Source organism: Vaginisenegalia massiliensis, assembly GCF_900604935.1.
Lineage (GTDB): Bacteria > Bacillota > Bacilli > Lactobacillales > Aerococcaceae > Vaginisenegalia > Vaginisenegalia massiliensis.
On the sequence record NZ_UWPC01000004.1, the window covers coordinates 173,061 to 185,520 of the forward strand.

At 36.4% G+C, this 12,460-nt stretch carries 12 protein-coding genes; 9 read left to right on the forward strand and 3 right to left on the reverse strand.

From position 1 onward, the window contains the following. Positions 1 to 70: 70 nt before the first annotated feature. The 4 genes from hutG (at position 71) to EIH20_RS04100 (ending at position 3,661) form a co-directional block, all read left to right on the forward strand. Complete coding sequence (hutG, locus tag EIH20_RS04085) at positions 71 to 1,066, forward strand: formimidoylglutamase (RefSeq protein WP_124058090.1); 996 nt, start codon at positions 71 to 73, stop codon at positions 1,064 to 1,066. Positions 1,067 to 1,151: 85 nt separating this feature from the next. Then, positions 1,152 to 2,129, forward strand: a complete 978-nt coding sequence (locus EIH20_RS04090) for a Gfo/Idh/MocA family protein (protein WP_124058091.1) — start codon at positions 1,152 to 1,154, stop codon at positions 2,127 to 2,129. 137 nt (positions 2,130 to 2,266) lie between these two features. Beyond that, a complete protein-coding gene (locus EIH20_RS04095) occupies positions 2,267 to 2,809 on the forward strand; it encodes an STM3941 family protein (RefSeq protein ID WP_124058092.1) in 543 nt (180 codons plus the stop codon). Positions 2,810 to 3,055: 246 nt separating this feature from the next. Beyond that, complete coding sequence (locus EIH20_RS04100; RefSeq protein WP_124058093.1) at positions 3,056 to 3,661, forward strand: DUF4230 domain-containing protein; 606 nt, start codon at positions 3,056 to 3,058, stop codon at positions 3,659 to 3,661. Between the two features lie 116 nt (positions 3,662 to 3,777). Here EIH20_RS04100 and EIH20_RS08730 read toward each other — a convergent pair whose 3' ends face one another. From EIH20_RS08730 to EIH20_RS04115, 3 genes are read right to left on the reverse strand one after another with little or no spacing between them, the layout of a single operon-like run. Next, entirely contained in the window at positions 3,778 to 3,933 is a 156-nt protein-coding gene (locus EIH20_RS08730; RefSeq protein WP_124058094.1) for a FeoB-associated Cys-rich membrane protein, read from the reverse strand. A 28-nt stretch (positions 3,934 to 3,961) separates the two neighbouring features. Further along, positions 3,962 to 6,070, reverse strand: a complete 2,109-nt coding sequence (feoB, locus tag EIH20_RS04110) for a ferrous iron transport protein B (protein ID WP_124058125.1) — start codon at positions 6,068 to 6,070, stop codon at positions 3,962 to 3,964. Positions 6,071 to 6,075: 5 nt separating this feature from the next. Further along, positions 6,076 to 6,549: a ferrous iron transport protein A gene (locus EIH20_RS04115; protein WP_124058095.1), complete on the reverse strand. Its 474-nt coding sequence runs from the start codon at positions 6,547 to 6,549 to the stop codon at positions 6,076 to 6,078. A gap of 136 nt (positions 6,550 to 6,685) precedes the next feature. Between EIH20_RS04115 and EIH20_RS04120 the strand changes: the two genes are divergently transcribed. The 5 genes from EIH20_RS04120 to EIH20_RS04140 all read left to right on the forward strand — a co-directional run bounded on the left by EIH20_RS04120 (position 6,686) and on the right by EIH20_RS04140 (position 12,434). Further along, the gene (locus EIH20_RS04120) at positions 6,686 to 7,114 is read left to right on the forward strand and encodes a MarR family winged helix-turn-helix transcriptional regulator (RefSeq protein ID WP_124058096.1); all 429 of its coding nucleotides are present in this window, start codon (positions 6,686 to 6,688) and stop codon (positions 7,112 to 7,114) included. Positions 7,115 to 7,228: 114 nt separating this feature from the next. Next, a complete protein-coding gene (locus tag EIH20_RS04125) occupies positions 7,229 to 7,834 on the forward strand; it encodes a nitroreductase family protein (protein WP_124058097.1) in 606 nt (201 codons plus the stop codon). Positions 7,835 to 8,417: 583 nt separating this feature from the next. After that, the gene (gene arcA, locus EIH20_RS04130; protein WP_124058098.1) at positions 8,418 to 9,647 is read left to right on the forward strand and encodes an arginine deiminase; all 1,230 of its coding nucleotides are present in this window, start codon (positions 8,418 to 8,420) and stop codon (positions 9,645 to 9,647) included. 35 nt (positions 9,648 to 9,682) lie between these two features. Then, positions 9,683 to 10,690 carry an ornithine carbamoyltransferase gene (gene argF / locus EIH20_RS04135; RefSeq protein ID WP_124058099.1) on the forward strand — a complete coding sequence of 336 codons (1,008 nt, stop codon included), beginning with the start codon at positions 9,683 to 9,685 and terminating at the stop codon, positions 10,688 to 10,690. A gap of 235 nt (positions 10,691 to 10,925) precedes the next feature. After that, positions 10,926 to 12,434, forward strand: coding sequence for a YfcC family protein (locus EIH20_RS04140; protein ID WP_124058100.1), 1,509 nt, complete (start codon positions 10,926 to 10,928; stop codon positions 12,432 to 12,434). Positions 12,435 to 12,460: the final 26 nt, after the last annotated feature.

Sequence of the window (12,460 nt, forward strand, 5' to 3'; positions counted from 1 at the left end):
GCTAAATATTGTCCTTCAAGCTTGGTCGTGGTAGGCTAATAATGTAAAATTTTGAAAATGAGGCGAAAGCATGTTAAAAGATTATTATGTTATGAAGGAACGTTTTTATCTTTTCGAGAAAACCGATGATCTCTATGCAGCTAAATGGGGCAATGTGATGGAACGGATTGACTTGAATGATGAGCAGTTAGAACCTTTCCAAGGCTTAAATTTTGCCATTATTGGTTTTAAATGTGATAAAGGGGTGTATATCAATCATGGTCGTCCCGGATCGATTGAAGGCCCGATGGCTATTCGACAACAGTTAGCCAAGATGCCTTGGCATTTAGGACGTGAAGTGCACGTTTTTGATGCTGGCGATATTGAAGGTGTTAATTCTTCCTTAAGTGATTTACAAGTTAGTTTAGCGCATGCAATTGAACGGATGCGGGAATTGAATTTATATCCGATTGTCCTTGGCGGGGGGCATGAGACAGCTTTCGGTCATTATTCTGGTTTACGAGCAAGCAAACCAATCGAACAGAAGCTTGCTGTGATAAATTTTGATGCTCATTTTGATTTGCGTCCTTATGATCAAACGGGTCCTAATTCAGGAACAGGATTTCGACAAATGTATGATTTGAACAAAGCCAGTCAGGAAAATTTCAAATACTTAGCTTTAGGAATTCAAGAGCATTCAAATAATTTGTTCTTATTTGATTTTGTTGCCAAGTCGCAAGGAATTGAATTTATGACTGGATTAGATATGTATACGACCCCTTTGAAATCAATCTATCAAGAGGTAGATTCCTTTATGGACAATTCAGACCAGATTTATCTCACTATCGATATGGACTGTTTCTATTCTGCCGCGTCACCTGGTGTGTCAGCTATTCAATCGGTGGGTCTAGATCCTCGAATGGTCATCTTAATCGCTCAACATATTGCGGCTAGTGGTAAGTTATGTTCCTTTGATATTGTGGAGACATCACCAGCTTACGATATTGATAACCATTCAGCAAATTTAGCAGCGACTTTAGTTTTTTATTTAACACAAACGTTAGCTAATTCAGTTCAGCGAGATTAAATTAATAGTAAAAAATCATTCAAACTGTCGTTTATTAGCTCAATTAATCGATGATAACTTGACCGAAATGAAGGGAAGAGGAGTAATGAAACTAGGAATCATGGGTTCAGGAAAGATTGTGGAAGAATTCCTGTCCATTGTAGATCAAATCGAGCATATTGAAGTTGTGAGTTTGTTAGGGACACCACGGAGTCAAGAAAAATTGGGCAAATTGGCTCAAACCTATAACATTGAGCAGATTTATACTGATCGTCAGGCTTTTTTAGCAGACGATAATTATGATACGGCTTATGTGGCGGTTCCCAACCACTTGCATTATGAATTTGCCAAAGCGGCTCTAGAAGCAGGAAAACATGTTATTTGCGAAAAACCATTTACTTTAAATTTAGCTCAATTAGAAGAATTGGTTGCTTTATCTCAAGCTAAAGGACGAATTTTAATCGAGGCTATTACCACATTATATTTAGGTAATTATCAAAAAATTAGAGAATCTTTGGCTGATTTAGGTCCAGTGAGAATAGTCTCTTGTAATTATTCTCAATACTCGTCACGCTATGACGCCTTTAAAGCTGGAACCATATTGCCTGCTTTCGACCCTGAAAAAGGGGGAGGCGCCTTGATGGATTTGAATATCTATAATATACACTTTGTATTAGGCTTATTTGGCCGTCCCAAAGGAGTCCATTATTCGGCCACAATCCAAACAGGAATCGATACTTCTGGCATTTTATTTTTAGACTATGGAGATTTCAAAGTGTCCTGTATTGCCGCCAAAGACTGTGCTGGGCCCATTCGCTCAAGTATCCAAGCTGAGAACGGAGCAATTGAAGTGGTAGGGGCTACGAATACTCTACCCGAGCTTAATATTCAATTAGGAAACAAACAAACTGAAAAAATTCAAGCAAATCAATATAATCATCGTATGGTGGCTGAGTTTAAAGAATTTTGCCGCATAATTGATCAAAATGATCAAGAGGTGGCTAGAGAGCAAATAGCCCACAGTCTCTTAGTAATGGAGATATTAGAAGCAGCCCAGCAATCAGCACAATTAGAATTAGGTTAGGCCCACCACAAGAGATAGATTTATTTATTCTTTTGGGACGCGTTGCGTCGAATAATTTGCCATTTTTTTGCTTGCAGTCTATTCAAGTGACAATTATAATGGGTAATTGTACGCAAATATTATGAAGGATTGATCAAGTGAATAAATATATTGTATATCGCAGTAAAATTAAACAATTAGGTTTTGCTAGCTTAACTTTATCCATTGCTTTAGTATTCTTTTTAGTTTTTATTGCTGGCTGTAAGGAATTTTCCTTTACATCTATTTTAATGGGTTTGATTGGCCTCGCTTTTTTTGGTGGGGGAACTTATTATTTAGTTAAGCAAATAACTAAGAGTAAAGAATTAGTTATTTTAAACGAAGCGGGTTTTTATGATTTTTCAACAAGTATCTCACCGGCAAATAACCTTATCGGTTGGGATAATGTTCGCCGAATCGAAAAGGTTAATATGATTAACCATTCGTTTGTTTCTGTTTATTTAAAGCGCCCAGAAGAAGTGCTAGACTTACTTTCTAGTGAAAAGCAGAAAGCAATAATAGAAAATACATCCAAAGGTTTCGGTGAAATTAACATTAACTTGCAAAATGCTAAAGAAGTCAATGAAAAGATACTTGTCAGTATGATGACCAAGTATTTAACTGAATATCGCCATTATCATAAAGAACCTATTGAATTTTAGAAAAATATCCTTATAAGTGGAAAGACTTAAGCTGAATAAGTATTCAGCTTAAGTCTTTTTTGTTAGTAGGTGGAACCTATTTATTCAATACACTCTCATCTACTTAGACATAAAATGAAGCTATTTTAAAGTAATAATGTTTAAATAGTGTTGGCAATAAAATTCAACCTTAAGACTGAGGAAGACCTCCTTAGGATCTCCTATACTTAGAACATCCTAAAGGATAGAGGATTAGGGGGGGATAAAATGAAAAACATCAAAAAGTTATTGTTGCTTGTGTCGGCACTATTCGTTGTCCTACTTGCTTTTGCTTCTGGTTCAATCTGGTATGCCAATTATCAACAAAAACAAGAAATGGCCCACGACCAAATTAATGTTGAATTAGTCAAAACCAAATTAGAAGCGGTCAAAGAATTAACGACTACTAAATACTCCTACTCGACGGTAGGATCATTCCAAGATCAAAACCAAATTAAAAACTGGAAAATACCTTTTACTAAGAAACATTTTGTCGTGAAATACGATGGTTTTATTAATGCAGGGATTGACTTAGATCAGGTTCAATATCAGATAAAAGGAAAAGAAATTCGCATTCATTTACCCAAAGCCAAGGTTTTAGCTCATGAATTAGATGAGAAATCCATGACTGTTTTTGATGAGGATAATAATTTATTTAATCCGATTGAAGTGGCAGACTATAAAACCTTTTCTGTAAAGCAAAAAGAAATTGTTCTTAAAGAAGCTATCGACAAAGGGTTACTAAATCAAGCACAAGATCAAGCTAAAAAAACGATTCAAGACTTTTTGAAGCAAGATAGTCAAACAAAGGATTATAAAGTTATTTATCAATAAAAAGGACAGCAAGTACTCTGCGTTGCATAAGTAATTGATTAATGGATATAGTTGCAGAATAATCAAAAGCGCATCAAGCTTTAAGAAATCATTCTTGAGCTTGATGCGCTTGTTTTTTAAGAGTGGATTTTTGTAATGTGTGGCATTTTATTCGTTTGGTTTAAGGGACAAGAACACTGACAATCAGCACAAGTAGATCCCTTTTTGAGTTGACGAAAGATAATCCATGCGACTGATGCTAATATGATACTAAAAATAATTAAAGTAGCCATTAATCATTTCTCCTTTTAGTAAATGGTTTCAGGATAGGTCTTTGTTTTTTGGTTGGCGAAAAATAAAGTAAATTAAGCCAAGTAAAGAAATAAAAGCCAAGACACGACTAAAATTTAGTGATTGCTCAATGAAAGTTAGCGCTAACTGGTTAAAGATAAAGCAAACTAGGTAGGCCAAACCACATTGATAAGATATAGCAAAAATAGTCCATTTTAAAGCGGCCATTTCACGATGGATAGCTCCAATGGCAGCAAAACAAGGGGCACAGAGGAGATTGAACATTAAAAAAGAATAAGCTCCAATCTTACTATAGTGTTGTTGGAGGACTGTCCAAACTTCTTGGCCAGTTTCACTGACTGTGCTTTGTTTGAAGAGAACACCAAAGCTAGCAATAATATTTTCTTTTGCAACCAAACCTGTTAAGGTTGCTACGCTAGCTTGCCAGTCGCCAAAACCGAGGGGGCGAAAGACGGGAGCAATGAGATTGCCAAGCACGGCTAAAATACTTGCGGATTCATTGACGTGTTGACCAAGAAAATTGTAATTTGAGATAAACCAAATGATGATGGATGACACATAAATAATTGTGCCAGCCTTCTTCAGGAAGGCTTTACTATGGTCCCAAGTGTACTGGCCTATATTCTGTAGACGTGGCCAATGATATATGGGTAATTCCATAATAAAGGGACTTGTTTTCCCTTGAAAAAGCTTTGTTTTCTTTAGACCGATGCCGGAAAGGATAATCGCAGCAATGCCGACAAAATAAGCCGATGGGGCGACCCAGGTTGCTTTAGGAAAGAATGCCCCAGCAATTAATGAGATTATTGGAAGTTTGGCTGAACAAGGCATAAAGGTTGTTAACATAATCGTCATGCGACGATCACTTTCTTGTTCAATGGTTCGACTAGCCATAACGCCAGGAACTCCACAGCCTGTTGCTATGAGCATAGGAATAAAGGATTTGCCAGACAAACCAAACTTACGAAAAAGACGATCCATAACAAAAGCAATGCGGGCCATGTATCCACAATCTTCTAATAGTGCTAGACAGAAGAAAAGGACCATTAATTGAGGTAAAAAGCCAATTACGGAGCCAATCCCTGCGATAATACCATTAATGATGAGATCTTGGAGCCAAGGGGCTGTTTGCCATTCATTTAAAAGCGATTGTGTAAATGTCGGAATAATCTGACCAAATAATTGGTCATTGAGCCAATCAGTTCCCATCGTTCCGACCGTTTGAATAGAAAGAAAATAAATGGCCCACATAATGCCCGTAAAAATGGGGAAAGCCCATAACCGGTGGGTCACAAGATGATCAATTTTATCAGTAATGCTTTGTCCATCGAACTCCTTCTCATGAACGGCAAATTGATAGATCTGGGCCAACTGCCCAAAGCGTTCATTAATGACTAATGCTTCAGCATCATCTTGAAAAATTTTCTCGGTAATTTGAATGATTTCTTCAATGGCTTTTAGGCAAGACGTATCCAATTGAAGACTTTGGTTTGTTAAGGGGTCCTGTTCAAATAATTTGATAAGGGTCCAGCGGCTTAGCATTAGCTCAGGAAAACGTTGGTGAACTTCATATTCAATTTCATTAAGGGCTGTTTCTATCCGTGAATCGAACTGTAGGCCCGAAGTCTTGATTTTTTCTTGATGAACGTTTTGACAAACCTTGATCGCTACATCTAATCCTTGATTATGAAGGCCAGAAATAGCGACTACTGGAATATTAAGTTGGTAGGCGAGTTTATCAAGATCAATCACTTTTTGATTTTTTTCTGCAATATCAAGCATATTAACGGCTAGGACTAAAGGAATTCCGATTTCAATTAATTGACTGGTCAGATAAAGATTGCGTTCGAGATTATTAGCATCGACGATATTTAAGATGACATCTGCATGGTGGGACAATAAATAATCTCGAGCCACAACTTCTTCTGGTGAATAAGGGGATAATGAATAGATACCGGGTAAATCATGAATCATGGTTTTATGATCTTGTCGATAAAGTCCTTGTTTACGTTCGACCGTTACACCTGGCCAGTTCCCGACGAACTGATGAGTCCCTGTCAATAAGTTGAAGACGGAGGTTTTGCCGCAATTGGGATTACCTGCTAAAACGATATTCATTGGGGTCATGAGAAAACCTCCTTCAGAACTAGAACAGATTGGGCCTCGTCCTTTCTAAGGGTGAGCGTGTAGCCTCGAAGTTTAATTTCAAGAGGATCACCTAAGGGAGCTTTTTTGATTAAGCGAATGGGCGTTCCTTTAGTAATGCCCATATCCATTAATCGACGATTAATGGGTCCCGTTCCATTAATAGCTACCACAATCGTTAAGCTACCAACACTGACTTGATCTAAGGAAATATTGGTGAAATTGCGAGTGTCCAATTCTTTGACTTGAATTTGTTTTAAGAAATCGCGGTCAATACTGATTCGTTTTTCTTTTAATTGAAGAACTGCAATTTGAGAACGTGTAGAAAGTAAGGAAACTGGACACCCGGGGATTAAACCAAGGTTTGTTAGGTCGCGCTGACTGCTTTCATCCATTGTCAGTCGAACGACTTCAACACAATGATTTAAATAAATTTGATCTAAGCTTGGCATAGGTCATCCCCTTTCTTTGTAAAAATAGAATATATATAAAATAACATGACATTTCAATTAAATAAATAAATTTTGTGCTTGACCTATGAAAAGGTGTAAGGTATAATTGTTTCGAATTCGAGATAAAGGAGACACTATGCCAAGAATAGAAGATTCATTAAAAGCGTTTATTGGAATTATGCGTCTAAGTGATCAGTTTGAGCGGATTCTTAAAGGTGAAATTGCTAAATTTGGTCTGAATACGACAGAATTCGCAGTTCTAGAGATTTTATATCATAAAGGGGATTTGCCGATTCAGCAAGTTGCAGAGAAAATATTAATTGCATCGAGTTCAACAACTTATGTCGTTGATAAGTTGCAAGCAAAAGGTCTTTTAGAACGAAAGCAATGCCAGAAAGACAAGCGAGTCACCTATGCGGCCATTTCGTCCAAAGGGTGCCAATTAATGGATGAAATTTTCCCCATTCATGAAACTCAAATTTCTGCATTATTTGCTAATTTAGAAGATCAGGAAGTTAGTCAGTTACGCCAAATGCTAAAGCGTGTGGCTCAGACTCACCAATAGCTCACTTTCGGGTGAGCAAAAAATTTGCCTTGTATCTCGAAATCGAAGTAATATGAAGGTAGAGGTTATATCTACTGTATTAAAAGGATTTATAATAGAAAGGAAGATATCAATATGTCAAATTACATTAAACAATTACAAGAACGTCGTTCCATTTATGCTCTAGGCCAAAATGTCTCACTAACTCAAAACCAAATTGAAAATCTAATTAAAGAAGCTGTGAAAGCTAGTCCATCAGCGTTTAATTCACAATCGTCTCGTGTGGTTATTTTATTTGGCCAAGCTAAGGATCAGTTTTGGAATGAAATTACACTAGGTGCCTTAGAGAAAGTCACACCAGCTGAAGCTTTCGAAGCTACTAAAGCAAAAATTGCAAGTTTTGCTGCCGGAATCGGAACCGTTTTGTTCTTTGAGGATCAAGATGTAGTAAAAGGGCTACAAGAACAATTTCCTTTATATGCAGATAATTTTCCAATCTGGTCTGAGCATTCGACTGGAATTGCCCAACATTCGGTGTGGACGGCTTTAGCTAACGAAAACATTGGTGCTTCATTGCAACACTACAATCCATTAGTCGATCAAGGAGTAGCTGAAGTCTTTAATATTCCTTCATCTTGGATATTACGTGCTCAAATGCCATTTGGTTCGATTGAAGCTCCAGCAGGTGAGAAGACTTATATGGACGATAGTCAACGTTTTATGTCGTTTGGTCAAATATAAGCAATTAATATAGTAAGAAAGTTTTGTTGAGAATAAATAGTTTGGCTTTTGGCTTCTTGATAGATATTCAAGAAGCCGAAAGCTATTTTTATTTGAAAAAGTATTAAATTATGACCGATAAGTTGAGAGTGAGCAACAACATGATAGATGAGTCATTTTGGACAATTAGTGTAAACTATGAATAAAGAAGCATAATAGCTATTCATAGGTAAATGAGACAACTATAACGATTTTAATTTTTAGATATATTTCTCATTTAACATTAGTAGTGAATTTAGGATAAAAGGGATTTTGTTCAGTGAAATAGTAAATGCAAAATTTCACAAAATAGCGGTGGGATAGGATTCGTTAGTTGAAAACATTTCTTGACAGCGAGGCAAAATTATGAATGATTCACTAGAAATTTGAATTATTTGAAAGCGGATAACTAAGCATTCTAATAATGTTCTAAGAAACTTCTCTTAATGAGATATATTTCTCATTCACAATGTTAAATAAACTGTTGAAGCGTTTCCGTCCGACTGTTATGCTATACACATAGTAAGCGCAATTACTAAAAAAATTTTTGGAAGGAAGTTGTAAAATGGAATTTACAAAACCAGTACACGTATTTTCTGAAATCGGAAAATTGAAAAAAGTGGTTCTTCACCGTCCAGGTAAAGAGTTAGAAAACTTAATGCCTGACTACTTAGAACGTTTGCTTTTTGATGATATTCCTTATTTAGAAGAAGCACAAAAAGAACACGATAACTTTGCTAAAGTTTTAACTGAAAATGGAGTAGAAGTACTTTATTTAGAAAAATTAGCTGCAGAAGCTATCGATGCTGCTGGTGTTAAAGAACAATTCTTAGATGAATGGTTAGCTGAATCAGGTATCGTATCTAAAAACGTTCAAAAAATCGTTAAAGATAAATTAATGGCTATGGATACTTTCGATATGGTTCTTAAAACTATGGAAGGATTCAAAAAATCTGAAATCAACACTGAAGATTTGAATTCTTTAGCTGACTTAATCGAAACTGACTATCCATTATTGGTAGATCCAATGCCAAACTTATACTTCACTCGTGACCCATTCGCTACTATGGCTAACGGTGTTACATTAAACCACATGTTCTCAGATACTCGTAACCGTGAAACTTTATACGGTAAATACGTATTCACTTATCACCCAGTATACGGAAACGGAAACGTAGAAATGTTCTACAGCCGTGACGAAGACACTCGTATCGAAGGTGGAGACGAATTAGTATTATCTAAAGATGTTTTAGCTGTTGGTATCTCTCAACGTACTGATTCTCGTTCAATCGAAAAAGTTGCTGAACGTTTATTCAAAGCTGGTCAATTCAAAGAAGTACTTGCTTTCTTAATCGGCGAAAACCGTAAATTCATGCACTTAGATACAGTATTCACAATGGTTGACTACGATAAATTCACTATCCACCCAGAAATTGAAGCTGGATTACGTGTATTATCATTAAAACCAGGCGCAAACGGTGAAGTTGTTATCGAAGAAAAAGACTCTACTAAACTTGACGAAGTTTTAGCTGAAACTTTAGGTTTAGATAAAGTTACTTTAATCCCTTGTGGTGATGGCGATATCGTTGCTGCTGCTCGTGAACAATGGAACGATGGTTCTAACACATTAACTATCGCACCAGGTGAAGTTGTTGTTTACGACCGTAACACTGTAACTAACGCTAAATTAGAAAAATATGGCTTGAAATTACACAAGATCCGCGGAAGCGAATTAGTTCGTGGTCGTGGTGGCCCACGTTGCATGTCTATGCCAATCCAACGTGAAGACATCTAATTTTCTAAAAAATAAAAAATAAAAGGGGTTTGAATATGTTCCAAGGACGTAGTTTATTAAAAGAAGTAGATTTCACACCAGCTGAACTTGAATACTTAATTGACTTCAGTATTCACTTGAAAGACCTTAAAAAACGTAACATTCCACACGAATACTTAAAAGGTCAAAACATCTGCTTATTATTCGAAAAATCATCTACTCGTACTCGTTCAGCATTCACTGTTGCATGTAACGATTTAGGTGCTTACCCAGAATTCATGGGCGCTGGCGACATCCAATTAGGTAAAAAAGAATCTGTTGAAGATTCAGCTAAAGTATTCGGAAGCATGTTCGACGGAATCGAATTCCGTGGATTCAGCCAAGAACACGTTGAAGCATTAGCTAAATATTCTGGTGTTCCAGTATGGAATGGTTTAACAGATGCATGGCACCCAACTCAAATGATTGCTGACTTCATGACAATCAAAGAAGAGTTCGGTAAATTAAAAGGCTTAAAATTAGTTTACTGTGGTGATGGACGTAACAACATGGCTAACTCTTTAGTAGTTACTGGTTCTATGTTAGGTGTATCAGTTACTATCGCTTCTCCAGAAGAATTATTCCCAGAACAATCAGTTATCGATTACGCTGAAAAATTTGCTAAAGAATCTGGTTCAACTGTAACTGTAACTTCTGATATCAAATCAGCAGTTAAAGATGCAGACATTCTTTACACTGACGTTTGGGTATCTATGGGTGAAGAAGATAAATTTGAAGAACGTATCAAATTATTGAAACCATACCAAATCAATAAAGAATTAACTGACTTAATCGAAAATGAAAACTACATCTTCTTACACTGCTTACCAGCATTCCACGATACAGAAACTAAGTATGGTGCTGAAATGGCTGAACGCTTCGGTGTTAAAGAAATGGAAGTTACTGACGAAGTATTCCGCGACGAAAAACACGCTCGTCAATTCGAAGAAGCAGAAAACCGTATGCACTCTATCAAAGCTATCATGGCTGCAACTAACGGTAACTTATTCATTCCTCGTGTTTAATAATTCAGCTTTAACTAAATAAAGTTAACTGAGTGATTACAAATCAACACAGATTGAGTGATCAGGATTGTGATTGTAAGTAATGACAATCCTGATCATTTTTGTTATGAAAATAACAAATCATTATTATAATTTTTTATCTCATCTTATGAATGACTGCACTTGATTAAGCGCTTTCAGATTATTTTATGTGAACTAATTTTTTATTATTCAACTATTTGTTAGGAGTGAGAAAATGGAAAAGAAAAAACGCAAAATGCTGAACTCATTTACTATTTTGTTCATCATTACCATTGTCATGGCTATCCTTACTTGGATTATTCCTGCAGGGGCTTATGATTTAGATAAAGCTGGTAACTTCATTCAAGGTACATATCACGCAGTTAAACAATCACCTCAAGGTCTTTGGAACGTATTCTGTGCACCAATCTTAGGTTTCTTAGGAACTGAAGGATTCAACGGTTCACAAGCAACTACAGGTGCGGTTCAAGTATCTTTATTCATCATGGTTATCGGTGGATTCTTAGGAATCGTTAACGAAACAGGTGCAATTGATGCTGGTATCGCTTCAATGATCAAAAACAACAAAAACAACGTTTCTAAATTAATTTGGGCGTTAATGTTAGTATTCGCTTTAGGTGGATCAACTTATGGTATGGCTGAAGAAACAATGGCATTCTACCCATTATTAATTCCATTGATGGTAGGGGTTGGAATGGATGCCTTAGTAGCTGTAGGTGTAGTACTTATCGGTTCTGCATTAGGTTGCTTGGCTTCAACTGTTAACCCATTTGCTACTGGTGTTGCTTCTGATGCAGCTGGTATCTCTATGGCTGACGGTATGGGCTTACGTTTAATCTTTTTCGTTGTAACCTATGTTTTAGGTGCTTGGTATGTTTCTAGCTATGCTAAAAAAGTTCAAGCTGACAATACTCAATCTTATATCTATGATCACATGGAAGCTGACCGTGAAAAATTCAAGGTTTCAGAAGATACTCCTGATATGACAGGTAAACAAAAAGTTGTTATCTGGATGTTTGGTTTAACTTTCTTAGTTATGATCTTAGGTTTAATTCCTTGGACTGTTTTAAATAAAAACTTCACATTCTTTGAAAATACTCATGCTGCTTTATTAAACACTCCATTCTTAGGTGCTTTAATTGGTAAATCTTCATTGGCATTAGGTAACTGGTATATGATTGAAATCACTATGTTATTCTTCTTAATGTCAATCGTAGTAGGTATGTTCTATGGTATTGAAGAAGAACGTTTCATCGATGTATTTATTGCTGGTGTTAAAGACTTATTATCAGTTGCTTTAATTTGTGCAGTAGCTCGTGGTATCCAAGTTATCATGAACGACGGTCAAATCACTGCTACTGTTCTTCACTGGGGTGAACAAGGACTTAAAGGCTTCTCTGCTGGTGTCTTCACTGTTCTTACTTACTTATTCTATATCCCAATGTCATTCTTAATCCCATCAACTTCAGGTTTAGCTGCTGCAACTATGGGTATCATGGCACCTTTAGGACAATTTGCTGACGTTCCTAAAGAATTAGTTGTAACTGCTTACCAAGCTGCTTGTGGTGTGGTTAACTTAATTACTCCTACATCAGGTGTTGTTATGGGTGCATTAGCTATCGCTGGTATTGAAATTTCTACATGGTGGAAATTCACAACTAAATTGGTTGCTATGTTAGTAGTAATCAGCTTAGTATTACTTGTCGGCGCAGCAATGATCTAATTTTAATAGTCATATAATACTAATTT